Raw genomic sequence first — 22,954 nt, forward strand, 5'->3', positions numbered from 1 at the left:
TCTGGAACAAAACACATGATTTACAAAAAACCACTGCTTTATGCAGGTTGTGCCGCAGGCGTTCTTGCCCTTGTTGCATGGGGTGGGGCGCACTTGGTTAATGGTGATGGTGTAAACCAATATACTAATGATGCGTATATAACAGCCGACTTCCCAACCGTTGCCCCCAAGGTTTCTGGCCGTATTGACCGTGTTATAGCCCAAGACAACCAACTTGTGCATGCTGGCGAGGAACTGGCGCATATTGAAGAAGATGACTACCGCGCAGCCCTAGATGTTGCCAAAGGTAACGTGCTGGCCGCCCAAGGGGATGTTGGTAATCTGGCAGCAGAAATAACCCGCCAAGATGCCGTTATTGCGGGCGCCCGTGCCGCTGTGCAGTCTGATGAGGCAGACCTGGCTTTTGTACACCAAAATGCAGCGCGTTACCGCACGCTTTCTTCTGGTGGGGCGGGAACAATAGAGCAAAAACAACATGCCGAAGCGCAGGAGAAAGAGGCCCAAGCCGCCATTGCGCGAGACAAAGCGGGGGTAGAGGCCGCAGTGCGGCAAGTCGCTGTACTGCAAGCCCAGCTTGAGCGCGCAAAAGGGGCACTTTTGCGTGCACAGGGTAATGTCCAACAGGCTGCACTTAACCTATCTTATTGCACAATACCGGCCCCGATTGAGGGAGTAGTGGGAGAGCGTGGTGTGCGTGTGGGTAACTTTGTGCACCCCGGCACAGGTATTTTGGCGGTAGTGCCAACGCAAGATGCTTATGTACTAGCCAATTTTCAGGAAACACAGCTTACTAAAGTGCAAACTGGTCAAAAGGCAGTTATTTGGGTTGATACTTTTCCGGGGCACCCGCTTAAAGCCCATGTAGATTCTGTAGCCCCTGCAACAGGTGTGGCCTTTGCCCCTATTCAGCCAGACAACGCAACCGGCAATTTTACCAAAGTCGTGCAGCGCGTGCCGGTTAAGTTGACGTTTGACCCCGGCCAGCCGCTAGCCGCCAAAGTGCGGGTTGGTATGTCGGTTGAAGTAAGCATTGATACAGCCTCCACCCCCGAAGGGCCCCATGCCCACAACCCCCGTTATGTGTGGCGGTAACACCATGAAGCGTTTTCTTCTTACGGGGTTTTCTGCACTGGTTCTGGCAGGGTGTACGGTTGGGCCAGAGTACAAAAAACCCCAAGTGGTAAGCCCTGCTACTTGGCGTGCCACGCAAGGGCCGGCGCAAAGCCAGGTTACAACGGCCAAAACAGCACCGCAGTGGTGGGCGCTCTTTCATGACCCCATGCTAACACGGCTGGAAAACGAGGTTGCGGCCTCTAACCTAGACCTCAAAGTGGCCAGTTTGCGTTTAATGCAAAGCCAAGCCGAAAAGCGCATAGCCAGTGCCGCCCAAATGCCTAACATTGATGGCAACGCCTCATACGGGCGTGAGCGCGCCAGTACCAATGGTGTGCTAGGCCTTTTAGGCACGATGGAGCGAGAGCAAGCCGGGTCTATTGCCTCTGGCATGCCGGGGTTTGGGCCTACTGCGCTGCCGGGCAGCGTGGGCAACCCGTCTTTTAATTTACCCCAATATGGCATGAACGCCTCGTGGGAGGTCGATTTCTGGGGCCATGTACGTAGGCAGGTTGAGGCCGCAAGTGCGGCCATGCAGGCCACGGAAGATATGCGGCGCGACATGCTAGTGTCGCTTATGGCAGAAACCGCGCAGGACTATATAGAACTGCGGGCCATACAAACTCAAATTGGCATTTTAGAGCATAATATTGCGGTTGTAGCAGAGAGTGTTCGGCTTACACGCATGCGTTTGGAGCAAGGGGCCGCGACCCAGCTTGATGTAGCAGAGGCCACAGGGCAGTTGCATAGCTTTACAGCCCGGCTTGCCCCATTACAGGCACAAGCAACCCATATGCTTAACGCCCTAAGTTTTCTTATAGCGCGAGAACCCGGAACACTTGATGCAGAGCTAGGCAAGCCTGCTGCCATACCAAGCTTACCAGTAGCTGTACCCCTTGGTTTACCCTCCGAACTGGCAGAGCGTAGGCCAGATATTCGTATGGCGGCCGATAAACTGCATGCAGCCACTGCCAGTGTTGGGGTTGCCATTGCTGACTTTTTCCCACGGGTTACGCTGTCTGGCAGCTTAGACGTGCAGGCTTTGCAGTTTAGTGGTTTGGGGTCTTGGGCGTCTCGGCAATATGGGTTTGGGCCTACGGCTACGCTACCTATTTTTGAAGGCGGGCGTTTAACCGGGCAGTTGCATTTGCGTAAAGCGCAGCAACAAGAAGCGGCAACCCAGTTTCAGCGCACTGTGCTAAAAGCATGGCAAGAGATTGATGATGCCATGGCAGACTTTACCGCAGCCCAAAAACGGCGTGATGAGTTGGCAGAGGCTGTGCAACAAAACGAAATTGCTGTGGCAATGGCTAGGGCACAATATGTGCAAGGCGCGTCAGATTTTTTGAATGTGCTTACCCTGCAAAATGCACTTTTGTCTTCGCAAAGCGCTCTGGCTAATGCCACGGCATATAATGCAGCCTCTGTGACCCGCCTATACCGTGCTGTTGGGGGCGGGTGGGAGGCTTTCTACCCAGAGCAGCACATAACCAAAAACCACAGCTAAGGGCGGGGCATGATAGACGTAAAACTGGCTAATACGTGGGATGTTGCACAGGTCGGCCCAGTAACAGTGCGGTGCCACTTTGCTTTTGCTGATGTGTGTCATGCAGGCCTAAAACAGGGTGGCCACCTGCGTGCCCTTAACGCTGTGCAACTAGCAGCCAAGCAAACGTATGAGCTAGGGCCAGAAGCCGCGGTTGATATTGTAACGTGGGTACACAGCGGTAGCCTTACTGCCCAGATGAATGGGTTTGACGCCCAAACACTTGCGCCGCAGGGCTTACACCTTGCCAGTACAGGCAGCGGCTGCAGCCGCATTATATGGCAAAGTGGTACAGAGCGGGCTGCTTTTTACCAAATTTGGCTATTGGCAGATGTTGCAGGCACAATGCCAGAGCAAGAAACCCGCCCTGCCCAGTTAGCGTTGGAAGATGGTGGTTTTAGAATTCTAGCCTCTGGCTTTCCCGAAGATGACCCCGAAGAGGGGGCTGAAATAGAAGACGGCGCTCCCGTAACGCTTTGCGCACGAGCAAGAGTGCTACACGCTATTTTGCCCGAGGGTGAGGGAGCCGCCTATTGCACGACACCACAGCGTATGCTGCTGCTTTTGGTTGTTGAGGGTGTGGTAACACTTGGCCAAATTATGTTGCACGCGGGAGATACCGCCACTTTACGCGAACAAACAGACCTAACCGTAATAGCCCAGAGTACTGCAACTGTTTTACTGATAGATGTTGCTGAACTATAGGCGCGTTATTGGAGTGTAAGCTGAAAAAATAGGCCAGACTGAAGCTAAAAAGTTTTTGAAAGAGCCTTTAAAATATTTGGCCTTTTAAAAGCTCTGGCTTGGTTGTGTGCTTACGGTGCATTTGCCGCAAGGTGTAAACTTAAAGGAGGGCGGTTTTAACGTGCTCTACAATACGAGCCCCTGCGGCATCAAACGCTTGTTGGCTAAATTTTGTTTGTACAAACTCACGCGCATTGCGGCCGTAGCGTTGCACAAGCTGGGGGTGGGCAAACAGGGTGTTAAGTGCATCGCACAGGCTGTTTTCTAGGTTGCCAGCAAGACTAAAGCCTGTTTGGCCAGAAATAACGCTAAAAGCCAATTCCCCTACCGGTGTGGCAATAATGGGCAGGCCCATAGCCATGGCTTCGTGTCCGGCTAGGCACATGCCCTCAAATAAAGAGGGTTGCACGTACACATCAAGCCCCTGCAAAAACCCTTGTGGGTTAGTGTTATAGCCCAGTAGCGTAATGGTGTTTTGCAAGCCAGCTTGGTTAATCTGGTTTTGCAACTCTTCTTTTAAAGGCCCATCTCCCGCAATAGAAAGGTGCAGGCGGTTGGTGAGTTCTGGCCGGGCTTGTAACAGCTTATGTATAGCCCGAATGAGCAAGGCATAATTTTTTTGCTCCTTCAGGCGGCCCATACTGCCAAGGCGGAGGGGGCGTATGCCATCCCAATAATCGGTTATGTGGGTTGCTGTGTCACAGCAATAAAGTGGCCATGTCATAACCCGGCTAGCTGGCAGGCGCATGTCTTTCAGCAAAAATTGTGCCACCATGGCAGAATCTGCTATCCAGAGTTTGGTAAAATTCCGAAAAAACTGGGTGTAACGGCGGGCTTCAGCGTTGTTTTTCCAGCTTACAACCGGAATATTCAGATATTTACCTGCTAACTGCCCAACCAGCGTGGCCACGCTTAATGATGTCCAAAGCACGTCCGGCCGGTTGTGGCGCAAGTAGCGTATAAGAGCGAGCGTGTAAGCTAGTTTATTACGCTTGCCAGAGCATAGTACGGTGTAGGGAATACCTGCGGCCTCTAGTTTGGCAGCAGCTTTCATGTCGCGTGGTTCGCAGGCGAGTACGGTTACGTCACACCCTTGTTGGCGCAGGCTAGAGACAACAGGGGGTATGGTTAATTGTGCACCACCATTTTCCAAGCTGGTAATAAGATAGAAAAGTTTCATGGTCTGTGGTGTCCTGCGGTCTCGCTATGTCTCAGGCTGGGTCTGGTTTTGCGGGTGGGGCTGGGGGTATGTCTGAGCGGTAAACTCGTGCAAAAACCCTGCTAGCTCGTATTGCACACCAGAAAAAAACAATGAGTGATGCCAGCACAGCCGCTAAAGCTGCCCCCCATATACCCATAAATTTAGTGAGCAGCAGCAGGGCTGGAATATAGATAAAAATAGCGGTCATTTTAATGCGCATAACCGAGTAGACTTTACCCATAACAGTCAGCAAGGGTTCAAGCGGTACGGTTGCCACGTCAAGCAATGCGCTAAACGCAAGAATACTAATAAGCACACCCCCTCGCTCAGAGTGGTGGTGCAGCATATAATCCAGAATAGAGCTGCCAAAACAAAGAGAGATAACCAGAACCGCAATGCTTAACCCACCAATAGTGCCCATAAGGCGCAGCATGGTGTGCCGGAAGTCTTTCCAGTTTCTCTCATCTCGAAAGCGAATAAACTCTGGGTAAATAGTCGGAATAAGCATGGTGGCCGGTTTGGCTATGGCATTGGTAATCTGGCTTGCTACCCTAAAAACGGCGGCATCGGCAGCACCTATCCAGGCGCCAATTAACAATGTTGATATTTGTTTATAAAAAGAGACCAGAATCTCGTTCAGGCTGGCACCAATTGTAAGCTTCCAAATGCCTTTAATGCGCAGAGTAGGGAGAAATAACTCACGCCATGGGAAGTAGGCCGCAACGTTTTGGCGGACTAAATAGGCCCCAAAACCGTTATAAAGCACAAAAAGTACCAACTGCGCTACACACCATGTGCCCAGAAAAAAGCCAAACCCATACCCCATTTCGTAGCCAATAAAGCTTCCTATGGTACGCGTAAGGGTGCCCATGAGTTCTATGGTGGTTGAGACCTTAAACTTGTTAAGCAGCCACATAACCCCAACGGGCCAGCCACGGTTCATGAATAAAATGGTAATGGCTGCAAGTTCTGCTACGTGGCAAATGTTGTCTGGCCAGCCCATGGTGTGGCTAAAGAGCATAATACCAACAAGCCCCATGCACATGCCTGTTAGACCGCTTATAAAGTCTGAGCGCATGCAAAAGGCCAGAATTTGGTAAAAACTCCGGTTATCTTTTTCTTTAAAAGAGGCGGTGCCAAAGTGCAGTAAGGGCTGCCAAGAGTGCAGGTGCGTAATATCAGACACCAACATGCAGTAGCTAATAACAAGTAGCATTTGCCCAAAGCCACTTAGCCCAATGGTCTGCACGGTCCATGGAATATAGATAAAGCTGCATATGGCGTTGAGTATCCGACCAATCACTGTAATGGTCGTGTTGCCCATAATGCGTGAAAAGGCGCTTTGCCCCTTTTTGGTGCTCACAGGCGCAAGGCCTTGGCTGGGCAGCAGGCCAGAAAGGGCATGTCAGAGGGGCGGTCAGGCATCTGTCTTCTTTCTGTGGGGCTAAGCATAGTGGGGTGGGCTATAGCGCACCGGCCCTTGTTCTTCAAATAAGGCCTTAAGGGGTGGCTGGCTGGTCGTCCGTTTCAGCCTTGGCCTGAATGTGCTAGGCAGGGGCCACTATAAAGCATGAGCTTGCTGCAAATAGGGCGCGCCAGCTTTTAAGGTTGTGTGGTTTGTAAGAGGGAAAAGTTTTTTCGTGTCAGAGTTTACGCCATCAGCACCGGTAGGCAGTGTGCCTGTTAGCCCAGACTATAAGCCGCTTTTGGGGCGCAAAACCCCGGTTATTGCTCTGGTCGGGTCGGATGGTAGTGGCAAAACCACGGTGGGTGAGGCCCTACTGGCATGGATGCGTGAGCAGACTCCAACCCAGCTTTGCCACTTAGGCAAGCAAACCGGCAGTTGGGGGCGTGCCATAGCGCGGGTACCTTTGGTCGGGCGTAAGGTTGATAACGGTATTGCCAAAAAAGCCTCTAACACCCGGCGGGAAAAAGGCGCTGGGTCTTTGACGGCTTTGGTTATTTTTGTGCTGTCTATGCGTAGGCTGGTTAGGTTTCGCAAAATGCGGCGGTTGCACAAAGAAGGTTACACCATATTAACAGACCGCTACCCGCAGGCTGTTATTCCCGGCCCGATGGATGGCCCTGGCTTAGTGGCGCGCACTCCCAAAAATGGGTTTGTGAAATTTCTGACACAAATTGAACAAAAAATTTACGAGCACATGGCGACTTTCCGACCGGATATTGTGTTGCGCTTAAATGTTGACTTGCAAACTGCCTTGGCCCGCAAGCCAGACCATAGGCCAGACGCTTTGAAGCAAAAGGTAGCCGATGTACCCCGCCTTACCTTTAATGGTGCCCCTATTGTTGAGCTTGATGCCACACAACCGTTGGAACAGGTTTTAGCAACAGCCCGCACCCACGTGGCCGCGGTGCTTAAGGCATATGAATGCGTTCAGGTTTAAATGTCGTAAAATTTGACTTTCTCTAATCACCCACTTACGAGCCACCCCAAGATAGGTGGCGGCTTGGGTTGTCCCTAAAGGTTTTGGTTGCAGGGTTTTACCATGTCTGTTCGCACGCAGTTTCCTGAACAAACGCTAAAGACGTTATTTGACGCGATACTGGTTAATGATGTTGCTGAAACAGAGGTAACGCTCCCAACGGTTATTCCGTCAGATTTTTCTGCAGAGCAAGTTGCTGAGTGCTTCGCACTCTGCCGTCAACTGTGGCTTGAGGGTATTTCTTATACGCAGTTTCTCGACCTGGCGTGGAAGATTATGCGTAACCAAGATCTCTCTGAAGTAGACCGAGTGGCTTTTAAGCACATACGTGCCAAATACAAACATATGGGCTTTGGGTTTATTCTCTACACTCCCCAACATAAAAGGCCATTTCTATATGAGGCGACGTCCACTTTAATGGGGGAAGTACAAGACGCGTTCCGTAATGGCTTGCGCAAAAAGGTTTTTCTATTTGGGGTTGCTCTGCGTTTGTTGGCGAGCAAGTTTTTCCAGAAAAAGCGTGAACGCATGGTACTACAGGCACAGCTAGATACCACTGCTAATTTTAACGCTTACCTAAAAAATGAAATTGCTAAAATTCCGGATTACTTAAATCAACCAGCGGTAACATCGGCTCAATTTCATGCGTTACGTAAAATTATTAGTCGCCATATTTCTTTTTTTGACACATTACGCACGCTTTACCCCACCGAAGCCAATAATCAGATGTCGCGCTTTTTAAGTGCTATTAACGGCCTGATGGGCAGAATGCACGATGAGCTTATTGCGCAGTCAGTGGCCGGTACACTTGACTATCATAAAGATAAAATAGAAATTCCCGAAAGAATACAGGCTATGCTTTTATTATTACACAATAGATATTTCTCTGAATAGCAATGAATAAATATTTATGTATTTATGTATTTATGGTTTTTATTGATAAAAATAATTCCTATAATATAATTCATCATCATTTAATCCTATATTGGTGCCTGACTATTTTGAACGAGGGGGCAAGAGATTTTTTTTAGTATAGACTACAATTGAGCGTTTATCGCGTATCCAAGCGTAGCTTTCGCTATAATTTTTTTGAAGAGTTTGTATTAATTCTTTACGTATTATTGGGTTTTCACTTTCATCAGCAGGATTTTGTGTAATAATATGTTGTGGCTTTTGGGCTAGAATACGACGTAATTCGTTTTCAGGGTTCATACCTGTCGCATGCTCTTCTGATTTAAAATAAAATAACGACGGAAATTGGTATTTGCTAAGTTTACAATACGGCAATGCGTCATATAACATTATTGGACCATTATAGATAAAAAAGCATCCTCCACCATTAGAAATAATTGCCTGTTCTATTTGAGTGAAAGCTTTTTTATTGCCTTTGTGTTTGTGGTGTTTCCAAAGCGTTAATTGTCCGTAAAACGTACCAATTGCAGCAACGAGTACAATAGAAATACGCCCAATTGGAGCATACCAGAGTGGAGCAGTTTGAATTACTAAGGGCGGAAAAAGGGGAAGGGCATAATGTGGAAACCATGTTCCAAATAGCGCTACTCCGGCGAGTGCAAAGCAAGTCCAACCATTCAATAATGTAATTATTGGGCGTTGTGCTTGGGCAAAACGAATGTTCAATATTCTACGTAAGGGCCATAGAAAGAGAATAGGCAAAACAATTAGAAGTATTTTTTTTATCAGAAGTAGTTCTTCATGAGAGTTAGGTTTGCCTCTTTCAAATATTGAAACAAAATTTGCGAATATCCAATCTGAGGCATAACCGTTAATCCAGTAAAAAAATAGTATAATTACAGTAGGTAATATTGCACAAGATATCCATAATAAAGAATTCATACTAGTTTCATATAAGTTTTTACGTTTCTGCCAACTAAAGAAAAGCAAGAGAATGCCCGCATATAAACCTTCGAAAATAGATGTATATTTAATTTGCATTGCCAAGCCAAAAAGGAGCATGACAGCTACGCCTACGTAACGGCAGGCACTTATTGATTCCTTAATATATGTCAGACGACTTACAATTAACCATATTGCTGCTGTAACCAGACCATTATAAAATATAGGTGACTGACCGCCTTCGCCCCCCGCTAAATTTGGCCAAATTTCATATAATAGTGCCGCCATAAAAGCGCCGCTCATAGGGGCAATACGAGAGGCTATGTTTCTTACGATAAGAGCGGTCCCCCACAAACTGAGCAGAGCTCCTATTTGATAGGCGAGAATACGCCAAGTACCGAAAAGGTGAAAAAACGAGTAAATTAAGAAAATACCTAAGGGTTTACGATCCCACACATCGACGTACGGTAAATCTCCCTGCAATAAACGACCACCAGCAAACAAATAAAACTGTTCATCTGGCTCCAGCATGGGGTTACCAAAGGTAATACCACGTAGAATTATAGCGCATAAGAGTAATAATAGTGGCGCCAAAAGTCGACCCTTTAAAAATGAGACGGCTTTAGAACGCATCATAGTATACCAGTCCAGAAGCGAAAAATTATTTCTTTGATCGTGTTAAATATTTATATGCGATACCACTAAAAATACTACTGGATCCTATCCAAAACATACGTTTAAAAAGTGGCTTTTTCATTACATTTTCAAGAATCATGATGCCGAATTGGATCATGACCTGCGGGCCAAGTTTGCTTTCGCCATGTAAGCGGTCACGGAAAACCATAGGCACTTCTTTAACACGTACTGGTTTTGGTGCCGCTAAGAGTGTTTCAAGTAGAATTTTGAAGCCACGGCCAGTGAGTGAGGGGGCTATCGCTTCAAACCATTCTCGCTGCACGGCAAAAAAGCCACTCATGGGGTCGTTCACGGGTACGGAAAGGCTTTTAGCAATACGGATGCCTTGCTCAGACAGAAAGTGTCGCCATTTGTTGGCAAGGCCAGCACTGTCGCCGCCTTCAACATGGCGGCTCGCGACAGCAACGTCAAAATCGCCAGTTTTTAAGGCTTCAATCATGGCGGGTAGGCACGCTTCATCGTGCTGTAGGTCACCGTCCATAACGGCAACAATGGGAGCAGACGAGGCAAGAATGCCTTCAATAACTGCAGACGAAAGGCCTTTGCGGCCAATGCGGAGCAGCCCTCTAACATGTGGGTCCTGCGCAGCAAGCTGTCTTACAGCCTTAATGGTGCCATCTGGGGAGTTGTCGTCGACAAAGATAACTTCCCATGCCCTACCGTCTAGCGCAGCGTGCAAGGCGTTAACCAATGGCAGAACATTGTCTGCTTCATTGTAACACGGAACTACCACGCTAATTTCGGTAGACATCATCTCGTCCTCTTTTCTCAACTCAAATTCCGACAACTGCATTAAGGCTGCTATGTTGCTTGAACCCGTCTGTGCCCCGATACAAATAGAGGCACGCTTTTAGCGATGGCAAAGGTCATGCGTCAAATCGCAAAGTGTTTCTTTTTTCATCATGAGGAGAGGGAGAGCTTGTTGCTGCTGCTATGGATAGCGCCCAAAGCGTTTCTGATGTATCTGGGGGCACGGCAGAATAATGGGCGTGCCCGTGTATGTGCGTTGTGAGGCTACGGTGGTTTGTATAGATGGTGACTGGCTCTATGGTTGATGCTGCGCACAAAGTCGTTGGTGCACCAATTATTGCATTCATAGGGTGTGATGGGTCAGGTAAATCTACTCTTTCTGTAGAAGTGGCTGATATTCTTAATAAAACGCGTCAGACATCGCTGGTTTATCTTGGTTTGGGGTCTGGTGATATTGGGCGGCGTATTCAGCAGTTGCCTTTTATTGGCCCTACTATTGAGCGTGTTTTATCGCGTAAAGCCAAAAAGACGCGTACACCGGGTGAGAATATACCCGGTGTTTTAACTGCTTTTGTTGTCTTTTTGTTCTCCTGTAAGCGGTTTTTTGCCTTTAAAAAGCTGCTCAAGGGGCATCAAAATAATATTCAGATTGTAACAGACCGTTATCCTCAAGCCGAGCTGGCTGGCTGTTGTGACGGCCCGGGACTTTCTGCGGGACGTACACAAAACCCTATTATTGCATGGTTGGTATGCATTGAAAAACGCCTGTACCAGAAAATGGCAAGCGTGCATCCAACGGTTATCATCTTTTTAGATGTAGACCTACAAACGGCGGCGGCCCGTAAGCCTGACCATAATGTAGACCTACTGGCCACAAAAATAGAAAAAACCCGTATGCTGCGTTTTGATGGTGCACCTATAGAAAAAATAGATGCGCGCCAAAGCTATGCAGCCGTTAAAGAACAAGCTTTGGCCATTATTGAAAAATACACAGCCTGAAGCAGATCTGCCCTAAAACTAGAGTATTCAGGGGTGTGGTGGTGCGGCAGGTGGGTTTGCTTGCTCAGCGTAGCTGAGTAAACTTTCTATGCCGGGCACAATAGAGTTTATGAGGTCTGCTGCAGGTTGAGGCGTGTTTGTGACAACCTTGGTTGTGGCAGAGGCAGCTCTTTCGCTTTGTGCTTGGCCCAAAGTGGCTTTGGCGCTTTCTAGCCAGCTTTGCGATGGCACCTTATTGAGGGCAGCCAGGCCAATTTGGGCCAACGCCTTTAATTGGTGAGAGGTAGGAAGGGCAGGTGTTAAAGCCGGGTGTTTGCTGGCAGCGGTAACAAAAGCCGCATCGTTAGCAGCCCATTGTGTCAGGTATGCCATCAGGCTTGCCTTTAAATTGGTTTGCCCGTTTACAAAGGCTGCCGCTTGTTGGTTGAACCGTTCAGCCTCAAAACTATCGGGGCTGGCAATATCTGCTAATTCGGTCAGGTTTTGTTCTGTTGCGGTTACCTTGTGGCGAATTTGTAAAAATTCATGATTATGGGCGTAGTTGCGCACGGGTGCTGTTGCGCTGAGCAATGTGCGGGCCGCTTCTGTCTCTCCCGGCGCAAGGCGGCTGAGCATGCGGTTTGTATTGGCGCGGCTTTCTAGCCCTAAAAGTTCTAGTTTATCCTGCATGATGGCAAGGCGAGGGTAGAGTGTAGTGGGGTCACACATGCTACCGGGCGACCAGAAGCGCTCAGCTAAGGCCGCTGCTCTGGGCCATAAGCGGGCATCAAGCATTTCTTCAGAGACAATTTCTGTCCATAAAGCTCCTTCTGTCCCTAAAACAAGGTGTGTTTGTGCCTCAGAAAGGGGGGCAGTCGGTGCATCTACCTGCGTAATGAGTGTACCACCGGGTCCGGTGGTTTGCGCTGTGGCAGCCGCTTCGGCTCTGGTGGCGGCCGTGTTTTCTAGCGGGTCTTGCGCGTAATAGTCTGACGCTGCGCGGAGTTTATCAAGGTAATAACCGTCAGAAACGATAACAGGGTGGCCTGCTGCGGTGGCTGTTGCGGTATGCGCCGCGCCGCGCCAGACTTCTACCACTGTGTTGTTTGGGAGGTCTGCTGCGGCAATTTCGTCCCACCCAATAATGGTTTTGTGGTGCTGCGCCAGACTGGCGGCAACGCGGCGGGTAAAATTGGCTTGTAGGTCGGCCGGTGTTTTAATGTGGTGGGCCTGCATGTAAGCCTGAATAGGGGCAGAGCCTGTCCATTGTTTGGCAACCACTTCATCTCCGCCAATATGAAAATAAGCATCTGGGAAGAGTGCTGCCATTTCGCCATATAAAGCAGTAACAAAACGATAAGTGGCAGGGTTGGTCGGGTCTAGGGCTGCACGGTTTTTTTCGGCTCTGTCTTGCATGTTAAGCGGAGCTTGGGCAGCATAGCGGGGGTAGGCTTCAAGCAAAGCAAAGGTATGGCCGGGTGTGTCGAACTCGGGCACAATACGAATGCCCCGCTGTGCAGCATAGGTTATAAGAAAGCGGATTTGTTTTTGAGTATAATATTGCCCGTGTGAAGCAATGCTTTGTAAACGCGGGAAAAGGTGGCTTTCTACACGAAAACCCTGACCATCTGATAAATGTAAATGCAGAACATTAAATTTTACCATTTCCATGGCGTCTATCTGCCGCATAAGGGCTGCAAGCGACATAAAGTGGCGGCTAACATCAACCATTAAGCCGCGCCATTTAAACCGAGGCGTATCGTCTATAAAAGCATGGCGAATTTGCGCGGTGTTGGTGTGTCGTTCAACCAGTTGCAAGGCAGATGAAAAACCTCGGACAATACCAAACGGATTTTCGGCTGTAAGAATAAGGTTTTTGTCTGTAATTTGTAGGCTATAATCCTCTTGTGTGTTTATATTTGGCAGTGCCGTGCCAGCTGTTTTACTATTTAGGGTAACCGTAAATTCAGTCTTTTTCTGTGTTGAGGGTATAAAGTTTATTCTTTGGCCTGAAAGTTTTTCTAAACGGATGCGAAACCGTTCAAGGGCTTGCTCAAGAAAAGAATTTTTCTGCCCCACCCATTGCACAGCGATAGTCTGTGGCAGCTGTGATGCACCAGATAGAGCGTGCAGGGTAGAGGGGACAGGCATAATGACCGGTGCCGTTATGCTCTCTGCCGCACAAGCTCTGTTATGCACAATAGGCGCAGAACCAAAGCCTATGGTTACAGCAAAACAAGCAAACGGTAGCGAAAAAGCACGTTGTGGCATAAGCTCTATCCGGTGTGTAGGAGAGGGTAAAATGGCCTAATGAAGAGCACTATACCGTAGTGGTGGCCGTTGCCCTAACATTTTACCTGTATGCAATATTTTGCCAGTAACGTGAAATTAGAGAGCTTTTTAGTGATATTAGAAAATGTTTTAGTACAAAATAAACTACGTTGAGCGTAGGTTTTTGTCTTATTGGGTAATGAAAATTACTTTGTTTGTTATTGGGTAGAACGGTAGTATTTGACAGCTACCCTGTATAAAGTGAGATTTTCAAGAGCAGATAGTGGCAATGTCAAAGCCCTGCTTTGTATTGCAGGGCTTTAGCGGAGTGTTTAATTTTTATAGTCTGGTTGCTCGCGGTCTAGTTTGCGGCGGAGTGCGCTCCAGATCATGCGACCTTGGTCGGGGTCTTCATCAAACTGTTTTTTAGTGCGCAGTATTTTTTCTTCAGAGGGAATATGGAGCGGTGTGCCTGTGGATTGCGCGGCAATCTGGATACGGCATGACTGCTCTAGGTAATACATGCGGTAAAATGCGCGGGCTACGGTTTCGCCTACCGTTAGTAAGCCGTGGTTTTGCAAAATAAGTGCGCTGTTAGTGCCAAGGTCTTTGACCAAGCGTTCACGCTCGCTCAGGTTGTCATCTGCGGCAATGCCTTCATAACGGTGAAAGCCAACAGAACCATAGAACTCAATATTCATTTGGTTGAGGGGGAGAATATTGGTTTCTTGTGCCGCAATAACCATGCCGGGTACGGTATGGGTGTGCATAACGCAGGCTGCGTCTGGCCTGCTACGGTGTACGGCTGAGTGTATAACAAACCCAGCCGGGTTAACTGGCCAAGAGGTTTCTTGTTTTGGTAGGCCGTTTGCATCAACCACCACTAAAGAGCTGGCGGTAATTTCTTCAAACAAAAGACCGTAGGGGTTGACCAAAAAGCGGTGGTCTTCGCCGGGTATGCGCACAGACAGATGAGTGTAGACCAGGTCTGTCATGTTAAAATGTGCCATAAGGCGATATGCTGCGGCTAGGTCTTCGCGCAGTGCTTGTTCGGTTTGTGTTGTATTAACCATCATATTTCTCTTTATTCGGCAGATGTTTTTGTTTTGTGCAGGTGGCCAAATGTAGCAGTTTTACGCGCCCCTTGGGGGAGCGAAATTTCACCTGCAGCAACGCGCCGTGTCAGGTATTGGTAGGTTTGGAGAGCTTGCGCCCACATATGCTCGCCAATTGTAATGGTTTCATACTCTTGGCTACCGCTTTCAAAAGCGGGTAGAGGGCGAATTTGAGTGTGGTAGTCGCAGGCGTAAAAAAGTGGGAAAGAGTAGCGTTCTTCTTTAACGCTGCGCACACGGTGTGCTGTGGCCACAAAAGCGCCTGCGGTCATAACCTCAAGCATGTCCCCAATATTGACCACAAAAGCGCCGGGAATAGGCGGGGCGTCTATCCAGTCACCATGACCGTTCATTACCTCAAGGCCCGGTTGGTCTGCTAACAAAATGGTAAAACATTCATAGTCTGTGTGGGCACCAATGCCCGGCGCATCTTGGGCTTCTGCATCGTAGGGGTAATGGATCATACGCAGTTTTGATGGGGGGAAATTGGCGTGATCGTCAAAATAGGTTTCTGGTAGTCCCAGAGCGAGGGCAAAGCCTTGAAACAACGTGCGGCCTAGCGCAAAAACGGCTTTGTAATAAGTTTGTGCGGCTTCTTTAAAGCCGGGTACGGTTGGCCAGTTGTTGGGGCCAAGCAAAGGGGTTTTGGCAACCACTAGAGGGTTGTCTGCGGGCACTTCAAAGCCAATATCAAAGGCTTCTTTATGGTCGGGTTTGCCGCTGCCGTAGACTTCCTCTCCCTCTGGCACAAAGCCTTTATGGGTGGCAGAGGTGCCAATGTAATAGTTCATTTTATAATCGAAAGGTTGTGCAAAAAATGCTTTAGCGGCATCGCGCACAGCCTGAATTGTTTCTGCCGGAACATGGTGGCCAGAAATATAGAGAAAGCCAACATTGCGTGCAGCATGGCCAAGCTCTTCTGCCACGGCCATACGGTCTTGCACGTTAGCGCTGTATAGGCCTGCAATATTAACGACAGGAATAGAGGTAAAAGTTTCAGTCTCTGTCATGGCACTTTGTCCGGTTGGCTTATTGAGGGAAGAGTGTTTGAAAGCGCGTCTGCTCCGTTTGGCCTATCCATGTGTTCATTTCCCACAGGTCTGCCACGGGGGCATTGGTAAAGGGGAGAGTATGAACATACCCATCTGGCCCACATTCTGGCGTAAGGGTGCTGAGCGTATAGCCACGTGCTTTTTGGGCGTGCCATACTTGCTCCCAAACCTGTTGGTGGAATTGCCGCGCCGCGGCATGCTCTGGCGCGGTAGGATGGGGTATTTGTGGGCCTTGATCATAGCCTATGCGGGCTTGGATATGGTGCACGCGCTCAAAAAAAGCAGAAAAATCATCTGCTGGGTCGTTGAGTAGGCGTTCACAGCAAACAACCCAATGGCTTATGTCGAGTGTAAACAAGACCTCTTGGGGGAGTTGCGGTAAAACATCGAGTGTAACCCATGGGTTTGCCAAAATGCGGGAGCGGTGTGTTTCAAACACGCACAATATGCCCGCCTCCTGCCCTATAGCATGGGCCTGAGTAATAAAGTCTGCCTGTTGGGCAGCGCTCCAGCGGTCATTACCCCCCAGCACATTAATAAAGCGTGGTGCCATAAGGGCTGCACGCTCTACTATAGCGCGTAGGTCGTTTAGGTGGCTCTCAAGGGTAGCATCTTGTTTTGGCACAACGCCGCCGCCTGTCATGGCAATGCCAATGTAGGGCATAGTGGCCTGCTGGAGCAGGTGGGCTTGGTGTTGGGCCTCGGCGTTTGTTGCGGGTATGCGGGCTTCAAGCCCGGTAAAACCGGCGGTTTTTACCTCTTCTATGGCATGGTGCCATGGGCGGGTATCGCCCCAGAGTGTTTTAAAAACTTCTAGACGCATAATTTTGCTCTCAGAAGATAAGCTGTGCTGCGTTTAGGCAGCAACACAGCTTTTAGGCTTAGAAGTTGTAGCGCAGGTCTACACCAATCCAGCGTGGTGTTTGCAAATACTGCGCACGGCTGTTGTCGCTGCCGGTAAAGGAGTACGTATTGCCGTGGTTGTTGAGCATGTTGTCTACATACACAGCAGCCGTCCATTTGCTGGTTTTAGGTGCAAACTCCATACGTAGCCCCATGGAACTAATTTTGTTGGTTTGGCCGTTGGGGTCACCCAAGGCAACCAGCATATTGTCTTTCCATGTATAGCTGGCTTGTAGGGTCAAACGGTACCGGTTGATGTCTATGCCATAACGAGCCACGGCACTCCATGAAAAGCGCGGTGCAAATGGCAGGGCAGAATGCGCATCAACATTTGAGAGAAGAGGCAGGCCGCCAATGTTGTTAACGGCAGAAATGGCGCGGGCATCAAGGTAGGCGAAAGACCCGCGTAGGTCGAGGTTGGGAATTAAATCGTGAATAGCTGACGACAACTCACCACCGCGTGTTCTGGCACGAGAAATTGAGCCGAGGCTGAGAGAGGTAATGTCTCCTGGCATTTCTGCAACAAAAAGGGTTTGTCTGTTATGGTATTCATAATCAAACAAAGAGCCCTCAACCGTAAGTTTGTTTTTAAACAGGCTGGATTTTACACCAACTTCATAAGCAATCAGGTTTTCTGGGCGCACATAGTCCAACGCCTGCGGTGCAGAAACGGGTGCCGCAAAATAAGTGCCAGCTTTATACCCGTTTGAAATGGTACCATACAGATAGGTGCCCGGTACAACTTGGTAGCGTAAGCCTACACGGCCCGTAAAACGCTCATAATTATGGCTGGTATTGAGGTAAGACAGGTTGCTACCAGCAGGGCTGCCAAGCACACCATTATCGTTACGAGTGCCACCATGAAAACCACGTTCATCGTAAGAGAAACGGCCGGAGGCAATAAAGTCTAGGTTGTGCGTAATATTGGTAACTGTATTAACGTACACACCAGTTGAAAGGTTTTGCTGACTGAAATGGTCAGTCAGGTTTGCTTCGGGTCGGTCAAACAGGAAGCCACGGTAACTGGTGTAAGCACCGTCAATCTTGTCATAAGATTCGTAAATACCCACTGTTAAATGGAATATTTTGGCAATATTAGTACGCAGGTGCATGTCGTGTGACTGTGCCAGATAGGTGTCGTTCCAGTGGTAGTCGCCTACCTGCACAGACTCACCATCGTAGTTGTCGTAAACGCTGCGGCGATACATATCGATTGCAGTTTGCGAGCTAAACACACCAAAGTTGAATACGCGCTCGAAAGAAAGCGATGCACCACCACCATCTTCTTTGCGGCCAACGCGGTCTTGGCCAACATTTACTTGGTTAAAGCGTGCATTTGGGCCAACACCAATGGTACCAGTGGGGGTGCCGTTAACCGCATCACCATCGACATCCTGCGGAGACATAGGCGTGCCACGGTCACGGGTGTAATGGATATTGAGCAAAGCTGAGCTTTTATCGTCAATCTGGAATTTGGTCAGGTTTCTGATAGCCAGCAAATCTTGCGCGCCATAGCGGCGGTTGGTGTTAATATCGTGCTGCCAGCCATCGCCTTTAGTGTAGCTAAAGGCAGTGCGGTTTGAAATTTTGCTTGTAATGGGCACGTTAATGGCAAATTTGCCGGTGTTTGTATTGTAGCTACCATAACCCCATTCAGCATAACCGCCAAATTTGTCAGAAGGTTTGACAGAGGTAATATTAACGCTACCGCCCGTGGTGCTGCGGCCCATGTCAAAACCCTGCGGGCCTTTTTCTACCACAACGTTTTCAATATCGAGCATTTGGCCGTTGTAAAGCGCAGGGTACGGGGCAAACACGCCGTCAAGGTAAATGCCAATACCGCCCATGTTGGTGCCAACATAGTCGTCTAGCCCAACGCCACGAATAGAGAAAATGGGAGAACTGCCAGAGGTTGCATTGACTGCGGTTACACCGGGGGTGAAGGCCGCAATTTCTTTGGGGCTTTCAACGTGGAGTTCACGCAGTTCTTTCCCGCTCATAATATTGACTGTACCGGGCTGGGACAGGTAGCGGGCTGTGCGGGTTGTCACAACCTGAATATCTTCGGGTGATGTGCTTTTGTGCGGGCCACGGGCCTTACGGCGTGCAACAGGCGTTGCTGCCTTGGCGGGCTTTGCATGCACACTACTGGTGACATGGGGGGCTGGTTGCGCGCCTACAGCGGCGAGCGCGGGCAGGGCAGACGTGGTGCCCAACAGCAAAGCTGTGAGTGCCAGTTTGCGGCGGGTAGCCTGCTGGCGGGCTTTGGAGAAAGAGAACCGGGAGGGGAATGTCATGCCTGCATTCCTTGCGCTAGGACGTGTAGGGAAAAGGTGGAGGCATGCGGTGCCAGCATGGGCGACAGGGCAGCCAAAGTCGCTTTAAGTGGTAGAAAGGAAAAACGGGCGGTCATCAGATCCCCTTGGTTGCTGGGGTGGGAACGGCCACCCGGGTAACGACTTCATTGCAAATTAATAACGAAGTTATGGGTCGTTTCGTTTGGAATGTTGTAAATCTTACTTTTGTACCCGCTCGTGTTTGGTCTCAGTAACGGATCATCTGGTTCAAGAAATTTTGTGCACGCTCTGTTTGTGGTGCGGTAAAAAATTGCTCAGGTGGTGTTATTTCAAGAATGCGCCCTTGATCCATAAAAACAATTTTATCTGCAATACGGCGGCTAAAAGCCATTTCATGGGTAACGCATAGGGTGGTTATGCCTTGCTCAGCCAAAGTGTCCATAATGCTAACCACGCCGGTTATGGCTTCTGGGTCTAGGGCTGCGGTTGGTTCGTCAAACAGCATAACTTCGGGTTGCATACACAGGGCACGGGCTATCGCAACACGTTGTTGCTGCCCACCAGAAAGTTGAATGGGGTATTTATGAGCCTGCTCTGGTATGCCCACTTGTTTGAGAAAATTATGGGCCATTTCTTGCGCGTCTTTGCGGGCAACATTACGCACAAGCTGAGGAGCCAATGTGCAGTTATCCAGCACGCTAAGATGTGGAAAGAGGTTATAGTTTTGAAAAACCATACCCACCATACAGCGTAGTTCTGTAAGGCTTGTTTTTTCGTTAATAATTTTTCCGTCTATTATAATGCTCCCGCTATCGTGCGGTTCTATGCGGTTAAACGTACGAATAAGCGTTGATTTGCCAGACCCCGAAGGGCCAAGCACTACAATTTTTTCACCGCGTTGCACGTCAAAATTGAGGCGGTCGAGTGCAACAAACTCTCCGTAGAGTTTGCTCATATTGTGCACTGCAATCATGGGGGGGTGCTGTGCAGGCTGTGGGCTACCGTGGGGGAGAGGGTTAGGCTGCATTGGCTGTTGCTTTCTTACGGTCGGCCCATGAAAAACGGCGTTCAACACGTTTTTGTAAAAATAGAAAAAAGAACACCATTGCCAAATAATAAACCAAGGCAGCGGCGTAATATTCTGTAAACTCGAACGTACGTGCGACCTGCACCTGTGTAATAGCCAGCAGCTCCTGCAAGGAAATGACAGAGGCGAGCGAGGTCGTTTTTAACAGGCTAATAAACTCGTTAATGGTTGGTGGCAGAGCAATGCGTAAAGCCTGCGGAAAAATAACGTAGCGGTAAACCTGTTTGCGCTTCATGCCTAAGGCATCGGCTGCGAGTTCTTGCCCACCATCAACTGCGCTTAGGGCTGCTCGGTTAATTTCAACCTGATAGGCGGATTCATTAATAGAGAGTGCGACAAGTGTGGCGAGAAATGGTGTGAACCATTGCTCTCTAAAAATAGGAAAAAACTGGGGCAAAGCATTCCAAATAAACAAAAGCTGCAACAGTGTGGGCGCCCCACGGAAAATGGATACATATGCTTTAAGCACCCATTTAAGCGCAGAATTTTTGTGGCTGTTTAAGGCAACAGCCATAGGAATAGAGATAAGAATAGCAATAAAATGAGAGAGAAGGGCAACCCCAAGCGTAAGTGCTGCCCCTTTCAAAAAGGCTGCCGAAAAAAGCGCAGAGAAGAAAGACTGCCAGTTAAACCCACCACTGCTTTCATCTGCCGTTAGGGCTTGTTCAGCCTGCGAGGAGAGAGACCATTTTTGGCGCAGTTTTGCGAGTGTTCCGTCTTGTTCTAGCTCTGCTATGGTTTGGGACAATAAGGCACGGTCTTGCTTATTTTTGCGCAAATAGGCCGCAAAATGGCGGTAGTCTTGGTAGTCGGGTTTAAGGATAATGCGTACTTTACCGTGTAACTGTTTTTGGCGGTAATACAGCTCTACATCTTGGCTAACAAACGCAAATACCCGGCCAATAAGCACCTGCTGTACCACTTGGTCTTCTGTTGGGTATTGCTGCACAAGAATAGGGGCTTTACCTGCGGCGGCCAGGCTTACATTTTCACGCTCTATGCGGGCTGCGTAGCTTGTGCCTGCTTGCACGGCAATGGTTTTGCCAGACAGTTCGGCCATGCTTTTAATGGGGGGGGTATTGGCGCGCGCTACAACGGTTAACGCTGTTTCTTGGTAGGCTACTGCGTCAAAATTCTTTTCTCTGTCTGCTAATTGTATAATGCCGCTTATAACCAACCCACAACGTTGCGCGGCAAGGCTCGGGAAAAGCCCTGTAAAGTCCATTGTTATTAAAGACAAAGACGCATGCCACCGTTGTGCAAGTGCGCGCACAACGTCAATATCCATACCTTCTGGCTTGCTGGCGTCTGAGCCTTGAATAAAGGTCATGGGGGGGAGGGTCGGGTTTGTGCATACGGTTAATGTGCCGTCTTGTACAAAAGAGGGCACAGTCTCCGAGCTGCTTTGGGCACGGCCCATGGTAGGCGTGCTGAGTGCCAGCCCGGTGCCAAGCAGCCCAATAAGTAAGGCAGAGGCCCACTTATTTGGCTTACAAACCTTGTTTTTTGCAGCAAAAAAAGAAAGAGCAGCCATTAGTATGAGTCTTCCAACAAGGCGCGAAACGTCTCAACCATGAGTTCTGTTTCGGGAGATGTGCGCGCTAAAAAATGACAGCAGGTGATAAGTTGTAAATTATTGAAGTTGATGTGCCGGAGCAGCCCGCGGTCAACTAAAGGTTTTGCAAAGGCTTCGGGTAGAAAACCAATGAAGTTGCCAGACAAAATAAGCAGAGCACGGGCATCAACATTTTCAGCCGCCGCTCTAAACGACAGGTGTTTTCTTATTTCGTCCCATTGGGGAGATGTCGCGGCTTCAGAGACCGCAATCATGCGTTGAGCGGCCAAAACGTCTAATGTTATGGTCTCTTCCGGCACGGAGTAAAGGGCGTTACGCGCACCACAATAAAGATTGAGGGCTTCAGACACCAAAGGGATGCCCTGCATGCCGGGCATATTTTGTGGGTATAGTGCAATGCCTGCTGTGGCTTGGCCGGTGGTTACGGCAACCTCTACCTCCCGCGTGTTGGCCGAATGGACGGTCATGAACACATTTGGGTGGTGGCTGGTAAAGGTTTCTATGGCCCGTATAAGGGGTGTTTCGCCATGTGTTTGCAGGTTGTCTGGTACGTAAAGGCGGAAGGTGCCAGACAAAATGCCACTTATCTGGTTAATGCGCTGCTGAAAATGCTGAATATTTTGCAAAAGCCCTAACGTGGCCTCCAGCACAGATTGCCCTTCGCTGGTGAGAGAAAACCCACTTCTGCCGCGTTTACACAGTTTAAGGCCCAAGCGTGTTTCAAGGGCTGAAATATCAAGACTGATAGAAGACTTGCTTTTACCCAAAGCAATTTCAGCCGCAGCAAAACCGCCTTGTGCAGCAACAGTATGAAAAACACGGAGCAGGCGCAAATCAACTTCAGAAACCTGACCGCTAAAACCACTTGAGCGCCGCGCTGTGGCTTTGCGCTGTGGGGTGGGGGCTGTTAGGGGCTTGGCTGATCTTTTCATCTGATCTGTCGAGTCCTCTCTCAGGCGGCGGGTGGGCGGTGTAAAACAGAGTCTTGTGGTGCGCGGTCGTGGGCTTGGGGCGCACATAGCGTGCCACCACTTCTACAGTAAGACCTCGGTTACCCTTTGCATTCTGTTACTCTACCGTAAGAACGTAGGGCCGGGAAGTAGGTTGAAGCCCAAATATGCCTCTAAACTCGTGTAAAGACTAAAGTGTGGCGTGTGGGTAGTTTTACGCATTGTAGAGATTTTTGGCAGAAAACAGCCAATTTTCATTTTGAGGTTTGGCCATGAAAGATATTTTTACCGCGATAATTAATGATTTTGTAAAGTGAACTCCGGTTAATTCTAATTTTGCACTCGTTCCTTTTCCGTTACAGTCTGGGGGAACTTAG

General features: G+C 49.0%; 17 protein-coding genes and 1 pseudogene. 6 read left to right on the forward strand and 12 right to left on the reverse strand.

Features of this window, described 5'->3' with window-relative positions; all coding sequences use genetic code 11:
• The first annotated feature begins 15 nt into the window (after nucleotides 1-15).
• From Abor_RS08795 to Abor_RS08805, 3 genes are read left to right on the forward strand one after another with little or no spacing between them, the layout of a single operon-like run.
• Nucleotides 16-1,092, forward strand: a complete 1,077-nt coding sequence (locus tag Abor_RS08795) for an HlyD family secretion protein (RefSeq protein WP_048841498.1) — start codon at nucleotides 16-18, stop codon at nucleotides 1,090-1,092.
• A gap of 4 nt (nucleotides 1,093-1,096) precedes the next feature.
• Nucleotides 1,097-2,620 (forward strand): efflux transporter outer membrane subunit, encoded by a 1,524-nt coding sequence (locus Abor_RS08800; protein ID WP_048841570.1) that lies wholly within the window; start codon nucleotides 1,097-1,099, stop codon nucleotides 2,618-2,620.
• A gap of 9 nt (nucleotides 2,621-2,629) precedes the next feature.
• On the forward strand, nucleotides 2,630-3,364 hold the full coding sequence (locus Abor_RS08805; RefSeq protein WP_048841499.1) for a pirin family protein: 735 nt from the start codon (nucleotides 2,630-2,632) through the stop codon (nucleotides 3,362-3,364).
• Between the two features lie 139 nt (nucleotides 3,365-3,503).
• Here Abor_RS08805 and Abor_RS08810 read toward each other — a convergent pair whose 3' ends face one another.
• Together Abor_RS08810 and Abor_RS08815 are read right to left on the reverse strand one after the other, a co-directional pair.
• Nucleotides 3,504-4,583 carry a glycosyltransferase gene (locus Abor_RS08810; protein ID WP_048841500.1) on the reverse strand — a complete coding sequence of 360 codons (1,080 nt, stop codon included), beginning with the start codon at nucleotides 4,581-4,583 and terminating at the stop codon, nucleotides 3,504-3,506.
• A 31-nt stretch (nucleotides 4,584-4,614) separates the two neighbouring features.
• Entirely contained in the window at nucleotides 4,615-5,967 is a 1,353-nt protein-coding gene (locus tag Abor_RS08815) for a lipopolysaccharide biosynthesis protein (RefSeq protein WP_048841501.1), read from the reverse strand.
• Nucleotides 5,968-6,244: 277 nt separating this feature from the next.
• Between Abor_RS08815 and Abor_RS08820 the strand changes: the two genes are divergently transcribed.
• Complete coding sequence (locus Abor_RS08820; protein ID WP_232015024.1) at nucleotides 6,245-7,009, forward strand: dTMP kinase; 765 nt, start codon at nucleotides 6,245-6,247, stop codon at nucleotides 7,007-7,009.
• A gap of 102 nt (nucleotides 7,010-7,111) precedes the next feature.
• A complete protein-coding gene (locus Abor_RS08825; RefSeq protein WP_048841502.1) occupies nucleotides 7,112-7,942 on the forward strand; it encodes a hypothetical protein in 831 nt (276 codons plus the stop codon).
• 102 nt (nucleotides 7,943-8,044) lie between these two features.
• On the opposite strand, the gene Abor_RS08830 is transcribed toward Abor_RS08825, so the two are convergent.
• Nucleotides 8,045-9,538 carry an ArnT family glycosyltransferase gene (locus Abor_RS08830; RefSeq protein ID WP_048841503.1) on the reverse strand — a complete coding sequence of 498 codons (1,494 nt, stop codon included), beginning with the start codon at nucleotides 9,536-9,538 and terminating at the stop codon, nucleotides 8,045-8,047.
• A gap of 115 nt (nucleotides 9,539-9,653) precedes the next feature.
• A pseudogene (locus tag Abor_RS08835) lies at nucleotides 9,654-10,391 on the reverse strand (polyprenol monophosphomannose synthase); the annotation flags it as partial.
• A 239-nt stretch (nucleotides 10,392-10,630) separates the two neighbouring features.
• Between Abor_RS08835 and Abor_RS08840 the strand changes: the two are divergent.
• Nucleotides 10,631-11,347, forward strand: a complete 717-nt coding sequence (locus Abor_RS08840; RefSeq protein WP_048841504.1) for a dTMP kinase — start codon at nucleotides 10,631-10,633, stop codon at nucleotides 11,345-11,347.
• Nucleotides 11,348-11,374: 27 nt separating this feature from the next.
• On the opposite strand, the gene Abor_RS08845 is transcribed toward Abor_RS08840, so the two are convergent.
• From Abor_RS08845 to Abor_RS08880, 8 genes are all read right to left on the reverse strand, one after another.
• Nucleotides 11,375-13,597 (reverse strand): beta-N-acetylhexosaminidase, encoded by a 2,223-nt coding sequence (locus Abor_RS08845; protein ID WP_264820850.1) that lies wholly within the window; start codon nucleotides 13,595-13,597, stop codon nucleotides 11,375-11,377.
• Nucleotides 13,598-13,929: 332 nt separating this feature from the next.
• Entirely contained in the window at nucleotides 13,930-14,673 is a 744-nt protein-coding gene (locus tag Abor_RS08850; protein WP_232015025.1) for a class II aldolase/adducin family protein, read from the reverse strand.
• Nucleotides 14,674-14,681: 8 nt separating this feature from the next.
• A complete protein-coding gene (locus Abor_RS08855; protein WP_048841505.1) occupies nucleotides 14,682-15,722 on the reverse strand; it encodes an isopenicillin N synthase family dioxygenase in 1,041 nt (346 codons plus the stop codon).
• A 19-nt stretch (nucleotides 15,723-15,741) separates the two neighbouring features.
• Nucleotides 15,742-16,587 (reverse strand): sugar phosphate isomerase/epimerase family protein, encoded by an 846-nt coding sequence (locus Abor_RS08860; RefSeq protein ID WP_048841506.1) that lies wholly within the window; start codon nucleotides 16,585-16,587, stop codon nucleotides 15,742-15,744.
• A gap of 58 nt (nucleotides 16,588-16,645) precedes the next feature.
• Nucleotides 16,646-18,964 carry a TonB-dependent receptor gene (locus tag Abor_RS08865; protein ID WP_084594457.1) on the reverse strand — a complete coding sequence of 773 codons (2,319 nt, stop codon included), beginning with the start codon at nucleotides 18,962-18,964 and terminating at the stop codon, nucleotides 16,646-16,648.
• Between the two features lie 247 nt (nucleotides 18,965-19,211).
• On the reverse strand, nucleotides 19,212-19,937 hold the full coding sequence (locus Abor_RS08870; protein WP_048841576.1) for an amino acid ABC transporter ATP-binding protein: 726 nt from the start codon (nucleotides 19,935-19,937) through the stop codon (nucleotides 19,212-19,214).
• A 43-nt stretch (nucleotides 19,938-19,980) separates the two neighbouring features.
• A complete protein-coding gene (locus Abor_RS08875; protein WP_244877885.1) occupies nucleotides 19,981-21,585 on the reverse strand; it encodes an ABC transporter substrate-binding protein/permease in 1,605 nt (534 codons plus the stop codon).
• A complete protein-coding gene (locus Abor_RS08880; protein ID WP_048841507.1) occupies nucleotides 21,585-22,559 on the reverse strand; it encodes a LysR family transcriptional regulator in 975 nt (324 codons plus the stop codon). Before Abor_RS08880 ends, Abor_RS08875 begins: the two co-directional genes overlap by 1 nt.
• Nucleotides 22,560-22,954 lie beyond the last annotated feature (395 nt).

This window comes from Acetobacter orientalis (assembly GCF_000963965.1).
GTDB lineage: Bacteria > Pseudomonadota > Alphaproteobacteria > Acetobacterales > Acetobacteraceae > Acetobacter > Acetobacter orientalis.